This is a genomic window from Rhodopila sp., assembly GCF_965277165.1.
Lineage (GTDB): Bacteria > Pseudomonadota > Alphaproteobacteria > Acetobacterales > Acetobacteraceae > Rhodopila.
This window is the reverse complement of record NZ_CBDICE010000006.1, coordinates 2079410-2097572: the sequence shown is the minus strand read 5'-3', so window position 1 is coordinate 2097572 and position 18163 is coordinate 2079410. Positions and strand designations below refer to the sequence as shown.

Here is an 18163-nt window from a genome sequence, read left to right as displayed (position 1 = left end):
CGCGCCCACTCCGGGCACCCCCGTCCCCCAGCTCAGACGTCCCCCAGCTCCGCCGCCCCCCGCTGCTCAGCCATCCCCGAACGCCGCCCGCCGCGCCTCGGTCGCCAACTGGTCGGCCCGCTCGTTCAGGTCGTTGCCCTCATGCCCGCGCACCCATCGCCATTCCACCCGATGCACCTCCTGCGCCGCCAGGATGCGCTTCCACAGATCGATGTTCGCCACCGCCTCGCCGGTCGACCCGCGCCAGTTCTTGCGCACCCACCCAGCGATCCAGCGAGTGATCCCATTGCGCAGATACTGGCTGTCGGTGTGCACGATCACGTGGCACGGCCGCTTCAACGACTCCAGCCCCATCGCCGCCGCTGTCAGCTCCATCCGGTTGTTGGTGGTCACCGCCTCGGCGCCAGACAGGTCCTTGACCACGTCGCGGAACGTCAGGATCGCCGCCCAACCGCCCGGCCCCGGGTTCGGCCGGCAGCCGCCGTCGGTCCAGATCTGCACCACCTGCTCAGGATCCGGCGGCAGCGACACCACGATGTCTTCATAAGCCATAGGCGTGACCGTCAATGGCGGTCAGATGAAACCGCAGCCGGCGCAGATACTCCAGCGGGTCCTTCCGGGTCACCAGCGCGCCCGGTGGCGTATTCAGCCAGTCGAACAGCCGGGTCAGCAGGAACCGCATCGAGGCCCCCCGGCACAGCACCGGCAGCGCGGCCTGTTCCTCGGCCGATAACGGCCGCAGCCCGTGATACGCCGCCAGCAGCGCTCGGCTCTTGGTCACGTTGAAGGAAAAATCCGCCTCGAAGCACCACGCATTCAGGCAGACCGCGACGTCATAGGCCAGCAGGTCGGTGGCGGCGAAGTAGAAGTCGATCACCCCCGACAGCTTGTCATTCAGGAAAAACACGTTGTCGGGGAAAAGGTCGGCATGGATGTGCCCGCTCGGCAGCCCCGCCGGCCATGCCTTCAGAATCCCGCCCAGCGCCCGATCCAACTGCTCGGCCAGCCCGTCCTGTACCTGGTCGGCCCCGGCCCGGCAGCGCTCCAGCAGCTCGGCCCACGCCGCCGGCCCCAACGCGTTGCGGCGCCCGGGCGCATAGTCCACCCCGGCCAGATGCAGTCGCGCCAGCGCCGCCCCCACCGGCGCGCAATGCTGCGGCCGCACCCGCCTCGGCCATACCCCGGGCAGGAACGTGGTGATCGCCGCCCACTTGCCGCACAACCGCCGCAACGCCGCGCCGTCGCGCCCATGCACCGGTTCGGGACACACCAGCCCGCGCCTGGCCAGATGCTCCATCAGCCCCAGGAACCACGGCAACTCGTCCGGATCGACGCGCTTTTCATACAGCGTCAGAATGAAGTCTCCGGCCGTGGTGCGCAGCGAATAATTCGAGTTCTCCACCCCCTCGGCGATGCCGCGGAAGGCGATCAGCGTGCCGATGCCGTAGTCCGCCAGGAAAGCGTCCAACGCCTCGTCGGTGACCTCTGTATAGACAGCCATCCCGACGTCAGTGCGTCCAGTTCTCGATCCGGCTGTACTTGAAATTGTCGGCGTAGGCCTTCGGCTTGACATGCCTGGTCTGCGGTAGTTCGACATCGTAGCGGATACCCGCACGTTCGGCGAAGGCGACGGCTTCCTCACGGGTGTCGAACGAAAGCCTCACCTGGGTCTGGGTGTCGCCGCCGCCGGTCCATCCCATCAGCGGATCGGCGCGCCGGCCGTGCGTCGGGATGAACTCCATCGCCCAGTCCTTGGTGTTGCCCCACCCGGACTGCATCGCGGTCTTCGGCGGCTGGAAAATCCGGGCACGCATGCACGTCGTCTCCCTGAGATCGGCATGATCGGCCGGATCATGCACGTAAACACGATGGTCGGGGCGGCGGGACTCGAACCCACGACCTCCTGTACCCAAAACAGGCGCGCTACCAGGCTGCGCCACACCCCGACGAGATCGGCCGGACCCTATGGGTCGCCGCGTTCCGATGCAAGGAACAATCGCCGCCCGCATCGCCCATTCGGGCGCCACCCGCGCCGCATCACCCGCCCGCCGCCATCCCCCGCCATCACCGTTCCCCGGCATCCCCACCACCCCCCCTCCGCGTCCCGCGCCCCCTCAGCGTCCCGCGCCCCCTCAGCGTCCCGCGCCCGCCCAGCGTCCAGGGCGCCCCGCCCAGCGTCCAGGGCGCCCCGCCCCGCCACCGCCGCACCCGCGGCCACCGCCACCCGGTTTTGCCGCCACCGCCCCCGCGCTGTATCCTCACCGCACGGAGGAAGCCCATGCCCGACCCGAACCAATCGCCCACCCCGAACCCACTGCCCGACCTGCGCCAACTCACCGACAAGATCGCCGTTGTCGGCGTCGGCAACACCAAATACGGCAACTTCCCCGAGACCGACGATTACGGCCTCGCCGCGCAGGCATTCCGCAACGCCGTCGCCGACTGCGGCATCGACAAGAACCGGATCGACGGCCTGCTGGTCTCGCGCATCCCGTACTACGCCCGCATGGGCGAAATCCTCGGCCTCAACCCGCGCTGGACCATCACCCTGCCGGGGCACGGCCGCATGTCGGGCATGGGCATCATCGAGGCTTCCATCGCCATCGCCACCGGCCAATGCGATTACGCGGTGCTGCTCTACGCCAATATCGGCCGCTCCCGCCGGGTCAACTACGGTGGCGACGAAAGCCCGGGAGCCTGGGACCCATGGGGCTTCACCTCGCCCGGCGCCGCCCACGCCATGGCGTTCCGCCGCCACATGGAGCTCTACGGCACCACCACCCGCCAGCTCGCCGAGGTCTCGGTCGCGATCCGCCATCACGCCTCGCTCAACCCCGACGCAGTGATGCGCACCCCGATCAGCATCGACGACCACGAAAGTTCTCGCTTCATCACCGCCCCGCTCCGGCTGCTGGACTACTGCCTGATCAACGACGGCGCCGTCTGCCTGATCCTGACCTCGCGGGAACGCGCCCGAGACTTCGCCAAGCCGCCGGTGCTGATCGCCGGCTGGGGCGCGCGCGACACTTTCAGCCCGTCCTCGATCGCCAATTTCGACCTCGATTTCTGGTATCCGGCGATCCGCGACGCCGGCCAGCAGGCCTACCACATGGCCGGCGTCGGCCACGCCGATATCGACGCCCTGATGTGCTACGACAATTTCTCCCCGACCGTGCTGTTCAGCCTCGAGGGCCTCGGTTTCTGCGCCCAGGGCGAATCCGGCGGCTTCGTCGAGCACGGCGCGCTGCGCCGCGGCGGCCGCCTCCCGGTCAACACCGACGGCGGCCACCTGTCGAATTCCTACATGCAAGGCTGGGCGCTGAACGTCGAGGCGGTGCGTCAGCTGCGCGGCGAGTGCGGCGCCCGCCAGATCGCCGACTGCGAAGTCGTGCAGTACATCCAGTCCACGCCCTGCACCCGCTCGATCATCTACCGCCGCGGCTGAACACCGCGGCCGAACGCCGCGCTGAACAAGGAATCCAGCGATGAACTACACCAAGCCATTGCCCAGGCAGGACACGCTGAACCAGCCGTTCTGGACCGCCGCCAGCCAGGGCCGGCTGCTGCTGCAGCATTGTCCGGCCTGCGACCAGCGTCGCTTCCCGCCGACCCCGCTCTGCCCGCAATGCCTGGCCGGCGACCAGGACTGGGTCGAAGCCTCGGGGCAGGGGACCCTGGAGTCCTGGATCGACATGCACCGCGCCTACTGGGACGGCTTCAAGCAAGACCTGCCCTACCGGGTCTGCCTGGTGCGGCTGCAGGAAGGTCCGGTGATGGTCAGCAATCTGGTGGACAACACCGACAACCTGCGCCTCGGCGCCCCCGTGCGAGTGGTTTTCGACCCGGTGACCGATACCGTGACCCTGCCGAAATTCACCCTGGCCTGACCAACCCTGGCCTGATTTACAAAAGTCTGATCTCGACCTCACGGACACTGTCAGAAGCACCGCGTCGAACAGCGTCCGTCAGGTCGAGTCCCGATGTTTACAACTGATCAACCGTGGCCTTCCAAACCGCCGAGGCGCCGCAAAAATCCAGATTCGCGCCATCTCCAACCAACTCGCACCCCATCCCCAACCAACCCGCACCCCGCCACCATGCCCCATCTGTCGCTCCACACCCCGGTCGGAGACATCACCGTATTCGAATCCGACGCCGCCATCGTCGCGCTCGACTGGGGCTGGGTGACGCACCAGGATCCCTCGCCGCTGCTGCGAACCGCCCGCGACCAGCTCGAGGCCTATTTCGACGGCGCCCTCACCCAGTTCGACCTGCCGCTCGCCCCGCTCGGAACCGACTACCGCCGCCAGGTCTGGCAGGCGCTGCAAGCCATCCCCTACGGCCAGACCCGCCGCTATCGCGACATCGCCGAAACCGCAGGGGGCAGTGCGCGATCCGTCGGTCAGGCCAATGGCCACAATCCGATCCCGCTGATCATCCCCTGCCACCGTGTCGTCGCGGCAAGCCACATCGGCGGCTATTCCGGCGGCGACGGCCTGCCCACCAAGCGCTGGCTGCTCGATCTGGAGAATCCGTCCCGGACATCGCTCTGAAACCCGATCGGCCACACCGCGGCCAACGAAGTGCTCTCATCGCCACGCCAGCGCTCGCCAAGGCGCGGCGGGCAACAGACAGTCATCGGCCGCGGCGCCTCGCCATCGCCAGCCCTGCCACTGCGACGACCCGGCCCACTACGGCGACCCGGCCCACTGCGACGACCCGGCCCACTGCGACGACCCGGCCCACTGCGACGATCCGGCGCGGAACCAACGCAAGGCGCGACGAACCGCGCCTCGCGCAAGCGACTCCAATTCGGCTGATCAGGACGCGCGATGAACGGCGCACAGCTTATTGCCATCCGGATCGCGCAGATAAGCGAGATACATCGCACCGGCATCACCCTGGCGCACGCCCGGAGGATCCTCGATCGTGGAGCCGCCGTTAGCGGTCCCCGCCTTGTGCCAGGCTTGAGCTTGTTCCGGCCCGCCCACCAGGAATCCGATCGTGCCGCCGTTGGCGTGACAGGCCGACTTGCCATCGATCGGTTTGCTCACCAGGAAGCGACCGCCGTTAAGCACATAAACCAGACGGCCCTTCGCGTCCGCCGACCCGGCCTCGCCGCCGATTGCGCCAAACACGGCATCGTAGAACCGCTTCGACCGGGTGATATCGTTGCTTCCAACCATGACATGGCTAAACATTTTTTCCCCTCCTCAGCCAGAAACCACGCCGACGAACAAAGCATGCTACCGAGGTCCCGGCAAACCGCGACCGCAAGCCGGTCGAGCGCTCCACCCGCGGCAACGGCAGCAGCGAACCCGAGGCGATCCGGCACCCGCTGGCTGACGCGGCCGCCCTCATTCACCGGCCGGCAACCTGATCACCATTTTCGAAATATCGCCGCTATCGTGCCGAACCGGCACCGCAAGATCATGCTCTCCCCAAACCGCTCGGGCCGCGATCACATGATCTTCCACTCATCGGTCTTGGTGCGGCAAACATTCAGGTTGAACACCCTCTGGTGAGACGGAGAAGCCCGTTTGTAGCGCACCTCCGACCGCAGCCCGCGGCACTCCATGCCCTGCCGCTGAAATGTCTTCTGAACAGAAATGCTGCCGCTATTGCCCGAGGTAGGTCCGGACCAATCCTCGGACTTGCCGACCTCGGCCCGGTCTTCGGTCAACAACTTTTCGGCCGCCGCCCGCCCCGAGGCCAGATCCTCCTTGCTGAGCGTGGGTCCCTTGTATCCCCGAAACGGATTGATCTGCGCATCGGCACCGGTTGGCCAGGCACACAGAAGACCGCCGACAACAACACCGGCGCACAGCCATGACCCCCAGCCGATAAGCCGGGCGTCGATGGAATTTCGTGGGTAGATCACGGCACGATTCCTTGTTCCTTTGATGGAGCGTTCTTATAGGGCCACGTTCACACCCCAGCCAGACAGGCAGCAACACCCACCCGGCAAGTCAACACGGCGCGAAAGCCTTCTTGCAGGCGCCCGACGTCGCCGCCCAAACTGTCACGCCTGAACGTGCGCCCGCGCACCGCCAAAAACCAGCGTGCGCCAATCGCTCCCGACCGGGCCTCGTCGCCCCCCCGGCATCCCGCCGCCGCCAGGACCGGAAAATCCGCCATCGTCCACCGCGCCCGCGCAACGTCCAACCGCCCCTACCGCGCCGCCCGCCTAAACGGCCGCGCCCGCACGATCAGCCAAACCCCCACCACCGCCATCGGAACCGACAGAATCTGCCCCATCGTCGTGCCGAACGCCAAAAATCCCAGAAACGCGTCCGGCTCACGGAAATACTCGCCGATGATCCTGGCGATCGCGTAACCGACCAGGAAAATTCCGGTCAGCGCGCCGAACCGTTCCCGCAGCCCCTCCCGCCGAGACAACACAAACATCACCACGGCCAGCAGCACCCCCTCCATCAACGCCTCGTACAACTGGCTCGGATGGCGCGCCACGCAGACCGTCGGAAACACCGGACAATCCGGCGCGCGTGGAAACTTCATCGCCCACGGCAGCCACGCAGGCGCCGGACGCCCCCACAACTCGCCGTTGATGAAATTCGCCACCCGCCCCAGCCCAAGCCCGATCGGCGCCACCACCGCGATCCGGTCGGCAAACCCCAGCAGAGCGATCCCGTTACGCCGACAGTAGATGATGATCGCGATCGCCACCCCCAGCATGCCGCCGTGAAAGCTCATGCCGCCTTCCCACACCGCCAGGATCAGCGCCGGATGAGCGAAATACAGCTCCGGCTGGTAGAACAGCACGTAGCCCAGTCGCCCGCCCAGCACCACGCCCAGCGTCGCCCAGGTCAGGAAGTCGTCGACCTGCAGCGGCGTCGCCACCGCCGGCGGCTGGCGCACATACCGCCGTACCAGCCGCCAGCCCAGCACCAGGCTGGTGATGTAGGCCAGCGCATACCAGCGAATGGCGAACGGTCCGACCTGGACGATAACCGGGTCGAACTGAGGAAACAGCAGGACCGGGATCATGCGAAGCGATCGGGCCCGGCCAGGTAATCCTGCACGTAGCGCCCGACACCCTCCTCCAGCGGCGTGAACTGCCCGCCATATCCCGCCGCCCGCAACCGGTCCATCGGCGCCTCGGTGAACGACTGGTATTGCCCGGCCAGCCCGGCCGGCATGTCGATGAACTCGACCGCCCGAGGCCGCCCCGCCGCATCCGACACCGCGTGCGCCAGGTCCAGATAGGTCCTGGCCCGTCCGGTGCCCAGGTTGAACAGCCCGCTGACCGACGGCGTCGCCATCAGCCACAGCATCACATCGACCACGTCGCCCACCCAGATGAAATCACGCGCCTGATGACCGTCGGCGAGCCCGGCCTGGTCGGAGCGGAACAGCCGGGCAGGGTGCCCCGCCGCCACCTCGTCGTGCTTGACCTTGACCACCGAGATCATCCGTCCCTTGTGATACTCGTTCGGGCCATAGACATTGAAGAACTTCAGCCCCGCCCATTGCGGCGGATGCTCCCGCCTGGGGATCAGCGTGCGCGCCACCAGCAGATCGAACGCGTGCTTGGTCCAGCCGTACAGGTTCAGCGGCCGCAGCCGTTCCAGCGCCGCCACCGACCCGTCGTCGTCGAACCCCTGCGCCCCGTCGCCATAGGTCGCCGCCGAGGACGCATACACCATCCGCACCCCGCGATCGGCGCACCAGTCCCACAGCCGCCGGCTGAGCTCCACGTTGGTCGCCCAGGTATGATCGCCGTCCACCGCGGTCGTCTCGCTGACAGCGCCCAGATGAAACACCATCTCGATCGGCGGATGCTGGTCCAGGAACCGATCCAGTTCGGCCGGATGCACCACCCGCGCCGGCGGATGCCGCGCCAGGTTGCGCCACTTGCCGTCGCTGCCCAGCGTGTCGGCCACCACCGTTTCGTGCCCGCGACCGGCCAGCGCCGCCTGCAGGTTGGAGCCGATGAATCCGGCGCCGCCAGTTATCAGGATCATGGGGCCGCTCTATACGTCGCCAACACCGGCTACGGAAGCAGCCTCATCAACCCGCCCACAACCTCCCGCAGGAGACACCCATGAGCGACCGACCCAAGTTCTTCGACGACCTCGCCGGTGTGGCCGGCGGCGCGATCTCCGCCATCGCCGGCCTGCGCGAGGAAGCCGAGGCAACCCTGCGCGCCCGCCTCGACGACCTGATCGGCCGACTCGACCTGGTCCGCCGCGAGGAATTGCAAGCCACCCAGGACATCGCCGCCAACGCCCGCGCCGGCCAGGAGGCAGCCGAGGCCAAACTCGGCGGCCTCGAATCCCGTCTCGCCGCACTGGAAGCCCGGGTATCCGCCCTGGAAGCCCCAAACCCAGACGCGGTCGCACCAGACCTCACCTGACCCCTCTCACCGCCGGCGTCGCCCTCGCGCGTCGCCTCGCCAGCTTGGCGGCGACCGAAAAATGGCGACCGGAAAATGCCGACCGGCAGATTTAGGCGCCCGTCGACACCCTTCGCTCGGCACCGATTGCTGAACGCGTTCTCGGCCGATATCAGCCCCAAGTCTCACCGGCCGCCGCGGAGGTCACGCCAGCACGTGGATCAGCAGCGTCCAGAGCGTCAGCAAACCGGCTACCACGCCGCTCGCGGTGGCATATGAACTCAGTTTGCTCCCGTCTTGCGGGTCTCTGTCGTCTGCGGATGGTGGTCGATCCTGTCTCATCGAGTTGGCAACGCGAAACCCCACCGCGGGTTTTGCCCCCGCCCACGTGAACCGCGGCAGACCGGATGGCAGAACCGTAACCAATTCGCCGTTTTCGGATCAGCAACACCGCCCGCGACGGCCGTGCCGTGCGCTGAGGATCATCGGCGAATCGCGCCGCTGCGGCGGGTTCCCGACGTCCGCGAGCGTCGGGCGGGCGTCTGCCTCGCCGCCGCGCGGACCCTCCCGGTCGCCACGTCGGCCGCCCGCGACATGGCTGCCATGCCGCATGGCAAACCTGGGCCAACCCGCCGAGCATCGCAGCCGGGCGATCACGCCTCGGCCTGCCCACCCGGTCTGGATGCTCCAAGACGGGCCACCACAGCCTCGTCGTCCAACACCTTGCCGCGCATCTCGGGCAGCATGATAATCGCCACGACAACCAGCAGGTATGCGAAGCCCGCGTCGATACCGATGGCCGGACCGAGCCCTATCCTGTCGCCCAAAAAGCCCACCAGGTACGGGAAGGTGGCGGACAAGACCCGGCCGAAATTGTAGCAGAAGCCGACACCCGTCCCACGTAGTCCCGCCGGGTAGAAGTTCGCTGAATAGGGCCGCCATGCCGGCCGGGATGCCGGCGGCGAAAAACCCGAGCGGAAATCCAAGGATCAGCATCTCCGAATTAGGCAACGGCGCGAAGGCGTAGATCAGAACCGTGATAACAAAGGCCACTGCGAACCAGGCCGCGTTGGCGCGCCGACCGATCCGGTCGCTGATGTCGTCGCTCGCGACGCAGCCGCGGAAGAACGCCACAATGATCACCCCCAGATAGGCACTCGATCCGAGTATCGGCAGGTGGCGCCCCTCGCGCAGGAAGCCACGCAGGAACGTCGTCAAGGCGGCATAGCCGCCATGAGCCCCTCTGGTGCGCGTGCCAAGCGAACACCAGAAGGCGGCGAGAGCGGCGTCGCGGAGGCCAGCCTGCACGCGCGCCTTGCCGGCGCCACCCGCGGGCGAGCCGCAAATCGCGCTGGACGCCACCAGCCCGACCCGCCAAAACCCGAATCACCGATCCGTCGCCGGCAGACCAGGCCATCGGGCCCAACCCGGCACCGGGCCTCCATCAGCATCGGGCCTCGATCAGCATCGGGCCTCGATCAGCAACCGCCGCGCCAGCGCTGCGCCCGCCGGGTGCAATTCAGTGCCAGTCCCCGGCGGGTGGCTCGCCCCAGGCACCATTCCCGACCACCGACCGCCGACGCTGATCGACCGCTTGTTGCGACAGACAATCACTTTACGCGGCACCATGGGCTTCCACGTCACACCAAGAGACTGTTTCCGCGAAAGTGACGCCGTGCCCCTTGCGGCAGGTGCGAACACGTGGATAGGCTCGACCCGTGGCTAACTCCAGGCGACTCGCACCGCACCGCCCGGCCGTCCCGCGCCCGGCGCCGCCGCGAACCGCCCGGGGATGAAGGCCGCGCTCGGCCTTCCTTTTGACGGGAGACCTCGCATGTCAGCAACGCTGACCACGACGTTCGACAACGCCCCCAACCCCCTCGATGTCATGGAGCAAATCGTCGCCGCCAACGAATGGGAATTCGATCGTCGCAGTGACTCCGAAATGGCCGCCGAGGCCCCCGGTCAATGGTGCCACTACGGCCTCTACTTCAACTGGTCGCACGAAATCAGCGTGCTGCACTTTACCTGCGCCTTCGACCTCAAGGCGCCGGAAACCCAACGCCCCGCGCTCTACGAACTTGTCGCCCTCGCGAACGAAAAACTCTGGCTCGGCCATTTCGGCCTGGAAGGCGAGGACGCCATGCCGGTGTTCCGCCACGCCGTGCTGCTGCGCGGGGCAGGGGGTGCCTCGGCCGAAAGCCTGGAAGACCTGATCGACATCGCAATGACCGAATGCGAGCGATTCTTCCCCGCCTTCCAGTTCGTGCTCTGGGGTGGCAAGCCCCCCGCCGATGCCCTCGCCGCCGCCATGCTGGACTGCGTCGGAGAAGCATGATGCCCACCCACCCGATACCCACCCACCCAGTACCCGCCCGCTCCACGCCCTCCCACCCCTCGCCCGGCCCCACCACGCCCGCCCGCCACATCGCAGCCCATCATCCCAAAGCGGCGGCCACCGCGCATCGCCGCCGCGCACCGCCGATGCAGGCCACCCCCGCATGACCGCCACCTGCGGCGCAATCCCGCCGATCCTGCTGGTCGGGTGCGGCCGCATGGGCGGCGCCATGCTCTCCGGATGGCGAGAACAAGGCCTCGCGCCATCCGTCGCGGTGGACCCCGCCGCCGCCGCGACCGCCTTCGCCGGCCCCGATCTCAGCATCGTCGCCGACGCCGCCGCCATCCCCTCGGGCTTCGCCCCCGCCGCCGTGGTGCTCGCGGTCAAGCCGCAGAATGCCGCCGCGACCCTGCCCGACTACGCCCGCTTCGCCGCCAACACCGTATTCCTCTCGATCATGGCCGGGCGCACCATCGCCGGCATCGGCGCGCTGCTCGGCGGCGCCCCCGCGATCGTGCGAGCCATGCCCAACACCCCCGCCGCGGTGCGTCAGGGCATCACCGTCGGCTGCCCCAGCCCCACCGTCAGCACCCCGCAAAAAGCCCTCTGCGACCGCCTGCTGCAAGCCATCGGCACAGTCGCCTGGATCGAGGACGAAGCCCTGCTCGACCCGGTCACCGCCGTCTCCGGCAGCGGTCCGGCCTACGTCTTCCTGCTCGCCGAACTGATGCAGCAGGCCGCCATCGAACAAGGCATCCCGCCCGACCTCGCCCGCCTGCTGGCACGCCACACCGTGGCCGGGTCCGGCGCGCTGCTGGCCGCCAGCGAAGACGAGGCCGCTGCCCTGCGAACCGCCGTCACCAGCCCGGGCGGCACCACCGCCGAAGCCCTCGCCGTGCTGATGGACCCCGATGCCTGGCCCATCGCCGTCTCCCAGGCCATCGCCGCCGCCACCCGCCGATCCCGCGAACTGGCCGGTTGAGCCCGCCCCCGGCGCACCCCATCTGCATTGCATGAGCGATACCGATTTCGACACCGCCCTGGTCACCGCCGCGTTCCGCCTGGCCGGCGACGAAGGCTGGCGCAGCATCAACGTCGCCAAGGCCGCCCGCGCCGCCGGCCTCTCGGTGGCCGAGGCGCGCGGCAGGTTCCCCTCCCGAACCGCCATCCTGATGCGCTTCGGCCGGCTCGCCGATCAGGCCGCGCTGCTCGATGCGCCGGATGACGGACCCGTCCGCGACCGCCTGTTCGACCTGCTGATGCGCCGCTTCGACGTGCTGCAGACCCATCGCGCCGGGGTCAAGGCGCTGCTGCGCGTCCTGCCCACCGACCCGCCGACCGCGCTGCTGCTGGCCGCTGCCACCCGGCGCAGCATGCGCTGGATGCTGCAGGGCGCCGGCATCAACGCCACCGGCCCAACTGGTGCGCTGCAGGAACGCGGCCTGCTGGCAATCTGGCTGTGGGCGGTGCGCGCCTGGGAACGCGACGAATCGGAAGACCTGTCCGGCACCATGGCCGCCGTCGACAGCGCCCTGCAACGCGCCGACCGCCTCGCCGCTTGGCTGCAAGTCCGCCGAACCGTGCCGCCGCCGCCGCCGCCGCCGATGTCGGACGGCGCCGGTGAACTCGACCCCGCCCACCCGCCACCGTTCGACCCGCCACCCCCCGCAGGCCTGCCACCCCCCGGCCTGCCACCCCCCGCAAGCCTGCCACCATCGGCAACGCCGCCATCGGGAACGTCGCCATCCGCCACACTACCAGCGGCGCCGCCTCCGGCAGCAACGCCTCCAGCAGCGACACCTCGATCCGGCACGCCACCCGCGGCGCGGCCCCCAACAGCAAAACCCCCGACAGCCACACCCCCGACAGCGACACCCCCGACAGCGACACCCCCGACAGCGACACCCCCAATAGCGACACCCCCAACAGCCACACCCCCGACAGCCACACCGCCGACGACGACACCGCCGGGGGGACCACCGCCCGCAGGGCGACCGCCAGCGACCACGCCGCCAGCAAATCCGCCTCCGTCCGACAACCGGCCGTTCAACGAACCCATCGCGTGATCCCGCCGCTGCAAGCCAGACTCGCCGCCGCCATGGACCTCGCCGAACGCGCCGGCGAACTGGCGATGGAAATGCGCCCAGCCCCCGGATCGCCCCAAGCCATCCTCAAGGGCGCCCAGGACTGGGTCACCGAGGCCGACACCGCGGTCGAACGCTTCCTCTCAGACGAACTCGCCGCCGCCTTCCCCGAGGACGGCTTCCAGGGCGAGGAAACCGGCATCGTCCGCCGACCTTTGGGCGTCGAAGCCGCGCTGCGCTGGGTGGTCGACCCGATCGACGGCACCTCGAACTTTGCCCGCGGAGGTGCCCGTTTCTGCGTCTCGCTCGCCTGCCTGCAGGACGACACTCCGCTGATCGGCGTAATCGCCGCCCCCGCCCAGCGAGAAACCGCCTGGGCCTGGCAAGGCGGCGGCGCCTGGCTCAACGGCGATGCCATCCACGCCGCCGACACCAGCAACCTCAGCCACGCCATCATCGAGCTCGGCTGGTCCCGCCGCCGCCCCAACGCCGACTATCTGAAACTCTGCCAGCGCATCCTGGCCGACGGCACCGCACTGCGCCAAGGCGGCTCCGGCGCGCTAGGCCTGCTCGATGTCGCCATCGGCCGCATCGACGGCTACGCCGAACTGCACCTCAACCTGTGGGACGCCGCCGCCGCCCTGGTCATCCTGCGCGAGGCCGGGGCCAAGGCCAACGACTTCATGGCCGAGAACGGCGCCACCAACGGCAACCCCATCCTCGCCTGCGCCCCCGGCCTGGCCGACGCATGGTCAGACCTGCCAGGACTGCCAAAACCGCTGTAGCCCTCGCCCAGGCATCGCTCCAGCGCCCCCCCAACTGGCATCCCCTACTGGCACCCCGCATCCTTGAAGTCCCGTCCAGAAGGCGGTCGCATCTTCCGATCGCAGGCCCAGGTTGACCCGCCGGCACGCGCAAACTCCCGCCGTCCTGACTTGCAAGACCAGGTCCGCCGACCTATCCGATTACCGAGCCAGCCTTCTTCGAGTTGGCCGAGGTCAAGCCTCGCGCGACCGCCGCGGGTGGCCTGGGCTCAACTCTGGCCTGGGCTCAACTCTGGCCTGGGCTCAACTCTGGCCTGGGCTCAACCGGCCTGGGCTCAACCGGCCTGGGCTCGGCCCTGGCCACTTCGACGTAAGCACGATCAGCTTGCCTGGTCCTGCTGATCCGGCTGAATAGGCTGCCGACCCTGATGATACGCCAAAGCAACACGCCTGAACCGCGGTGGTCGTAACAAACCCGCGCGCAAGAGGTGTAACGTTTTACGACAGCTGCAAAGCCCGCTTGCCATCGCGCCCGCACCAAGTGGAGTCGCGGAATACAAGCTAGGTCTGATGCCAATCCCTCATTACATACAAGTGTCATTCAGGGCAAGTCAGTTCGACCTGAAAGCACTCTGTAAAATCTACCGACATGCGCCGAACAACTGGCACCATACTCTTGTATGTAAAAACGCGCGTTCTTGCAGGAAAAAATCGGCACCCAGACCAATAAGTAGAAGCTTTACATACACGAATGTTCGATATGATGCGGAAATCAGTTGGCACGGGATGTGCTTTGTTGCCTGTGTTAGATCAACAGGAGCAAAGCCTACCATGAAATATTCCCTTCTCTCCGCGCTGGCGGTCCTCAGCGGCTTGACCTGCGTAGCCCCAGCTATGGCTGATCCGCTCATTTCCCTCTACGGGGATGAAGACAGCACCAATCCCATACTCCAGTTGCAGAGCAGTAACGGTGCCCTAACTGACTCGAGTACTCAGGAGCCCAATTTTTCCTACATCACGGTCAGTGTTGCCGGGTCTCCGTTCTTGACTCAACCAGACTTGACCTCAACGTCGGTAGATATTCGATCCATCAACGCCGGCACGCTTTACCTGTGGGTTACTGAATCGAACCTGACGACGCCTCAAGGCCCTTTCAACATGCAAAGCGGCTTCACATCCAATAATTGGATCACGCCCAGCAACGTCACGTCGGTACAGGAACTGACCTATCTCGACCCAACCAATAGTGCGGTACCGGGCGGCGGCACTGAACTGGCTTCGTATACATTCACTCAGTCGAACGCCGACGCGGCAAGCTTTATCAACGCCACGCCGGATTTGACCGGGCCGTATTCGGAGACTGAGGAATACATCGTCACAATGTCAGGCCCAGGCGGAGTAACCAACACGATCACCATGCAAAACGTGCCAGAGCCGATGTCCCTGGCGATTATGGGCGTTGGCCTGCTCGGTCTTGGTGCTGTCAAGCGCCGCACTGCCGCACGCGTTTAAAAAAGCTTTGCAATTGTTCGGTGGGCTTTACTTCACGTCTGCAGAACGGCTTCGGTTCAAAGAGGGACTTGACAGGGCCGCCCAGGCCTCCGCTGGGTCCCTCTGAGACCGTTTGATAGTCAATGAATACTACGCGACCGATCCCACCGCCGGTGTTCCCGGCCTCCGATTATCCCAGCCTCCGATTGTCCCAGCCTTCGGTCATCCCGGATCGCCCCCCCTCCGCCGACGCCTGCTCCGGTTCATCCGTTCGGCACGCCGCCCGGTTGGGGCCTACCGTCCACCCCGGCGCCCACCCGGGGCGCCGGACCACATCGGCACAACGGCGTTCACCCGAACAGCTTCACCGCCGTCCGCGCCACCAACTCTCCCTGATGACGCGCCCCGGCAAGCTCGATCCCGCTCGGCTGCCGCGAGCCATCACCGCCGGCGATGGTCGTCGCACCGTAAGGCGCGCCGCCCACCACCTCATCGAGCGTCATCATTGCCTGATGGCTGTACGGCAGCCCGACAATCACCATCCCAAGATGCAGCAGATTGGTGATGATCGAGAACAGCGTCATCTCCTGCCCACCATGCTGCGTCCCGGTCGACGCAAACGCGGCGCCCACCTTGCCGTTCAGCGCCCCGCGCGCCCAAAGACCCCCGGTCTGGTCCAGAAACGCCGCCATCTGCGACGATATCCGGCCGTAGCGCGTGCCGGTGCCCACGATGATCGCGTCATAGCCCGCCAGGTCCGCCACTGTCGCTACCGGCGCCGCCTGCTCCAGCTTGAAGTGCCCGGCCCGCGCCACCTCATCAGGCACTGTCTCGGGCACCCGCTTGACATCCACCGAAGCGCCCCCGGCACGAGCCCCCTCGGCCATGGCGTAAGCCATCGTCTCGATATGCCCGTAGGTCGAGTAATAAAGCACCAGAACCTTCGTCATCGCGTTGCTGCTCCTGTCGATAAGTGACCGCCGTCATGGCCCTGGCCCCGACGCCCCGGCGTCGCTGGCCAAGCCCATCAACAAAGATTAGGAACCATGCAGCGGTTGAAAAACCGACAAACCATCGGTGATCAGGTTCGAATAATTCGACATGTCCTCCGATCCCGGCAGACCCACCCTCGACCAGCTCCGTGTGCTCATCACCGTGGTCGAGACCGGAAGTTTCGCCGCGGCCGCGCGCACCCTGAACCGCGCCAACTCGGTCATCAGCTACACCATCGCCAATCTCGAGGCCCAGCTCGGCCTCACCCTGTTCGATCGCCGCACGACACGTAAGCCAAGCCTCACCCCGGCCGGACGCATCGTACTGACCGAAGCCCGTATTCTCACCACCGGGCTCGACAGCCTTCGCGCCAAGGTGGGCCGTATGCTGCAAGGCCTCGAGGGCGAGCTCCATGTCGCCCTCGACTCCATGCTGCCCAGCGAACGCGTGGTTGACGCGCTGACCGCCTTCGGCGCCGAGTTTCCGACCGTGGGACTTCACCTTCACGTCGAGACCCTGGGCGCGGTCGCAGACCTGGTGCTCGACAAGGTCGCCTCGATCGGCGTCAGCGGCCCGCTCGCGCTTGAGTATGATGCGCTGCACCGGGTCAATGTCGGCACCCTCCGGATGGTGCCCGTCGCCGCGCCAACCCATCCGCTCGCGTCGCCGCCTCCCGGCGGCCTTTCACCGGGCGCGGGACGCGAGCACACCCAACTCGTCATCTACGACCGCTCCGCGCTGACCGCGGGGCGCGATTTCCACGTCATCGGCAATCGCACCTGGCGGCTGGCCGACCTTGCCTCCAAGCACATGCTGCTGCGGGCCGGGTTAGGCTGGGGCGTGATGCCGCGGTGGATGGTGGCCGAGGACATCCGAAAAGGTCGCCTCGTCACGCTCGCCATGCCCGACCTGGCCGCGTTCGACTTCCCGGTGGACGTGATCTACCGCGTCGACACGCCCCTCGGACCGGCGGCGACATGGCTGACGCGGCGCTTCGGTCAACAGGCCCAAGCGAAGCCAGCGCTGCATCGTCTCGCCACCCGGACCGCCGCCACGAAACCGCCCACCCGGCGAACCGCCATCGCCAAGACCGACCGCCACCGCGAAACCGCCCCACCCGGCCAGCCCGCCATTGCCAACACCGGCCCCCGACGCTAACCGCCACCGGACGCACCTCGCGAACCACCCCCGCTTTCGCCGCCCCACATCCACCCCGGAGGCCGCCATGCCCGCCTACGACTTCCACACCGTCAACGTCTTCACCGACCAGCGCTTCGCCGGCAACCCGCTCGCCGTCCTGCCCGACGCCGCCGGCCTGACCGACGCCCAGATGCAAGCCATCGCCGCCGAATTCAACCTTTCGGAAACCACCTTCGTGCTGCCCCCCGCCGACCCGCGCCACCACGCCCGCGTGCGCATCTTCACCCCCGCCCACGAAATGCCGTTCGCCGGCCACCCCAACGTCGGCACCGGCTTCGTGCTCGCCAGCATGGCTGGTGACCCGCCCGAACACTACAGCTTCGAGCAAATCGCCGGCCTGGTCCGCGTCCATATCCTGCGCGACACCGCCGGCGCCATCTCAGGCGCCCGCGTCGCCGCCCCACGCTCGCTCAGCATCGACATCGGCATCCCCGTCGAGGTCGTCGCCGCCTGCGCCAGCCTGACCGATACCGACATCGCCACGCTCAGCCACACCCCGCTGGTCGCCTCCGTCGGCACCCCCTTCGTCATCGCCGAGGTCGCCAGCCCCGAGGCACTGGCCCGTGCCGCCCCCAACCTCGCCGCCTTCCGCGCCGCCGCCGAACGCTTCCCGCAACTGGCCGGACACGTCTCGCTGCACCTCTACACTTGGCTCCCCGGCGATGACCGCCGCATCCGCGCCCGCATGTTCGCCCCCCTCGGCGGCATCCAGGAGGACCCCGCCACCGGCAGCGCCAACGCCGCCCTCGCCGCGCTGCTCACCTCGATCGGCCCGGGCGACAACCTCGACCTGCAATACGCCATCGAACAGGGCGTCGAGATGGGCCGCCCCAGCCTGATCATCGCCTCCGCCGTCAAGGCCGTCGAGGGCCCGGTCTCGGCCAGCGTCGCCGGAACCTGCGTGCCGGTGATGCGCGGCACCCTGCAAGTCTGATGC

Annotated in this window: 21 protein-coding genes and 1 tRNA gene; 12 read left to right on the top strand and 10 right to left on the bottom strand. The window is 67.6% G+C overall.

Translation table 11 applies throughout. The features are described 5' to 3' along the window. Positions 1 to 66 precede the first annotated feature (66 nt). The 4 genes from rnhA to ACQY4Y_RS21815 form a co-directional block, all read right to left on the bottom strand. Complete coding sequence (rnhA, locus tag ACQY4Y_RS21830) at positions 67 to 552, bottom strand: ribonuclease HI (protein ID WP_428492673.1); 486 nt, start codon at positions 550 to 552, stop codon at positions 67 to 69. Beyond that, a complete protein-coding gene (locus ACQY4Y_RS21825) occupies positions 542 to 1501 on the bottom strand; it encodes a homoserine kinase (RefSeq protein ID WP_428492672.1) in 960 nt (319 codons plus the stop codon). The genes rnhA and ACQY4Y_RS21825 overlap by 11 nt, the downstream gene beginning before the upstream one ends. A gap of 7 nt (positions 1502 to 1508) precedes the next feature. After that, complete coding sequence (locus ACQY4Y_RS21820; RefSeq protein ID WP_428492671.1) at positions 1509 to 1814, bottom strand: ETC complex I subunit; 306 nt, start codon at positions 1812 to 1814, stop codon at positions 1509 to 1511. Positions 1815 to 1869: 55 nt separating this feature from the next. Then, positions 1870 to 1946, bottom strand: a tRNA-Pro gene (locus ACQY4Y_RS21815). A gap of 332 nt (positions 1947 to 2278) precedes the next feature. On the opposite strand from ACQY4Y_RS21815, the gene ACQY4Y_RS21810 reads away from it, so the two are divergent. The 3 genes from ACQY4Y_RS21810 (at position 2279) to ACQY4Y_RS21800 (ending at position 4553) form a co-directional block, all read left to right on the top strand. Further along, positions 2279 to 3445, top strand: coding sequence for a thiolase family protein (locus ACQY4Y_RS21810; RefSeq protein WP_428492670.1), 1167 nt, complete (start codon positions 2279 to 2281; stop codon positions 3443 to 3445). Positions 3446 to 3485: 40 nt separating this feature from the next. Further along, a complete protein-coding gene (locus tag ACQY4Y_RS21805; RefSeq protein WP_428492669.1) occupies positions 3486 to 3887 on the top strand; it encodes a Zn-ribbon domain-containing OB-fold protein in 402 nt (133 codons plus the stop codon). A 210-nt stretch (positions 3888 to 4097) separates the two neighbouring features. Then, entirely contained in the window at positions 4098 to 4553 is a 456-nt protein-coding gene (locus ACQY4Y_RS21800; RefSeq protein WP_428492668.1) for a methylated-DNA--[protein]-cysteine S-methyltransferase, read from the top strand. A 267-nt stretch (positions 4554 to 4820) separates the two neighbouring features. Here ACQY4Y_RS21800 and ACQY4Y_RS21795 read toward each other — a convergent pair whose 3' ends face one another. The 4 genes from ACQY4Y_RS21795 to rfaD all read right to left on the bottom strand — a co-directional run bounded on the left by ACQY4Y_RS21795 (position 4821) and on the right by rfaD (position 7985). Then, on the bottom strand, positions 4821 to 5201 hold the full coding sequence (locus ACQY4Y_RS21795; protein WP_428492667.1) for a VOC family protein: 381 nt from the start codon (positions 5199 to 5201) through the stop codon (positions 4821 to 4823). A 260-nt stretch (positions 5202 to 5461) separates the two neighbouring features. Beyond that, positions 5462 to 5881: a hypothetical protein gene (locus ACQY4Y_RS21790; protein WP_428492666.1), complete on the bottom strand. Its 420-nt coding sequence runs from the start codon at positions 5879 to 5881 to the stop codon at positions 5462 to 5464. A 290-nt stretch (positions 5882 to 6171) separates the two neighbouring features. Continuing rightward, a complete protein-coding gene (gene lgt / locus ACQY4Y_RS21785) occupies positions 6172 to 7008 on the bottom strand; it encodes a prolipoprotein diacylglyceryl transferase (RefSeq protein ID WP_428492665.1) in 837 nt (278 codons plus the stop codon). Further along, positions 7005 to 7985, bottom strand: a complete 981-nt coding sequence (gene rfaD / locus ACQY4Y_RS21780) for an ADP-glyceromanno-heptose 6-epimerase (protein ID WP_428492664.1) — start codon at positions 7983 to 7985, stop codon at positions 7005 to 7007. The genes lgt and rfaD overlap by 4 nt, the downstream gene beginning before the upstream one ends. 80 nt (positions 7986 to 8065) lie before the next feature. On the opposite strand from rfaD, the gene ACQY4Y_RS21775 reads away from it, so the two are divergent. After that, the gene (locus tag ACQY4Y_RS21775) at positions 8066 to 8377 is read left to right on the top strand and encodes an accessory factor UbiK family protein (RefSeq protein ID WP_428492663.1); all 312 of its coding nucleotides are present in this window, start codon (positions 8066 to 8068) and stop codon (positions 8375 to 8377) included. A 632-nt stretch (positions 8378 to 9009) separates the two neighbouring features. Here ACQY4Y_RS21775 and ACQY4Y_RS21770 read toward each other — a convergent pair. Continuing rightward, entirely contained in the window at positions 9010 to 9342 is a 333-nt protein-coding gene (locus tag ACQY4Y_RS21770; protein ID WP_428492662.1) for a hypothetical protein, read from the bottom strand. Positions 9343 to 10190: 848 nt separating this feature from the next. On the opposite strand from ACQY4Y_RS21770, the gene ACQY4Y_RS21765 reads away from it, so the two are divergent. From ACQY4Y_RS21765 to ACQY4Y_RS21740, 6 genes are all read left to right on the top strand, one after another. Beyond that, the gene (locus ACQY4Y_RS21765; protein ID WP_428492661.1) at positions 10191 to 10694 is read left to right on the top strand and encodes a YbjN domain-containing protein; all 504 of its coding nucleotides are present in this window, start codon (positions 10191 to 10193) and stop codon (positions 10692 to 10694) included. Beyond that, positions 10694 to 10861: a hypothetical protein gene (locus ACQY4Y_RS21760; RefSeq protein WP_428492660.1), complete on the top strand. Its 168-nt coding sequence runs from the start codon at positions 10694 to 10696 to the stop codon at positions 10859 to 10861. Before ACQY4Y_RS21765 ends, ACQY4Y_RS21760 begins: the two co-directional genes overlap by 1 nt. Further along, positions 10858 to 11676: a pyrroline-5-carboxylate reductase gene (proC, locus tag ACQY4Y_RS21755; protein WP_428492659.1), complete on the top strand. Its 819-nt coding sequence runs from the start codon at positions 10858 to 10860 to the stop codon at positions 11674 to 11676. Before ACQY4Y_RS21760 ends, proC begins: the two co-directional genes overlap by 4 nt. Positions 11677 to 11707: 31 nt before the next feature. Then, positions 11708 to 12760 (top strand): hypothetical protein, encoded by a 1053-nt coding sequence (locus ACQY4Y_RS21750; protein WP_428492658.1) that lies wholly within the window; start codon positions 11708 to 11710, stop codon positions 12758 to 12760. Then, complete coding sequence (locus ACQY4Y_RS21745) at positions 12757 to 13563, top strand: inositol monophosphatase family protein (protein ID WP_428492657.1); 807 nt, start codon at positions 12757 to 12759, stop codon at positions 13561 to 13563. The genes ACQY4Y_RS21750 and ACQY4Y_RS21745 overlap by 4 nt, the downstream gene beginning before the upstream one ends. 810 nt (positions 13564 to 14373) lie before the next feature. Then, complete coding sequence (locus ACQY4Y_RS21740; RefSeq protein ID WP_428492656.1) at positions 14374 to 15054, top strand: PEP-CTERM sorting domain-containing protein; 681 nt, start codon at positions 14374 to 14376, stop codon at positions 15052 to 15054. A gap of 329 nt (positions 15055 to 15383) precedes the next feature. Here the strand turns inward: ACQY4Y_RS21740 and wrbA are convergent, their stop codons facing one another. Beyond that, on the bottom strand, positions 15384 to 15983 hold the full coding sequence (gene wrbA, locus ACQY4Y_RS21735; protein WP_428492655.1) for an NAD(P)H:quinone oxidoreductase: 600 nt from the start codon (positions 15981 to 15983) through the stop codon (positions 15384 to 15386). A gap of 151 nt (positions 15984 to 16134) precedes the next feature. On the opposite strand from wrbA, the gene ACQY4Y_RS21730 reads away from it, so the two are divergent. Then, positions 16135 to 17184, top strand: coding sequence for a LysR family transcriptional regulator (locus tag ACQY4Y_RS21730; protein ID WP_428492654.1), 1050 nt, complete (start codon positions 16135 to 16137; stop codon positions 17182 to 17184). Between the two features lie 67 nt (positions 17185 to 17251). Next, positions 17252 to 18160, top strand: a complete 909-nt coding sequence (locus ACQY4Y_RS21725) for a PhzF family phenazine biosynthesis protein (protein WP_428492653.1) — start codon at positions 17252 to 17254, stop codon at positions 18158 to 18160. Positions 18161 to 18163 lie beyond the last annotated feature (3 nt).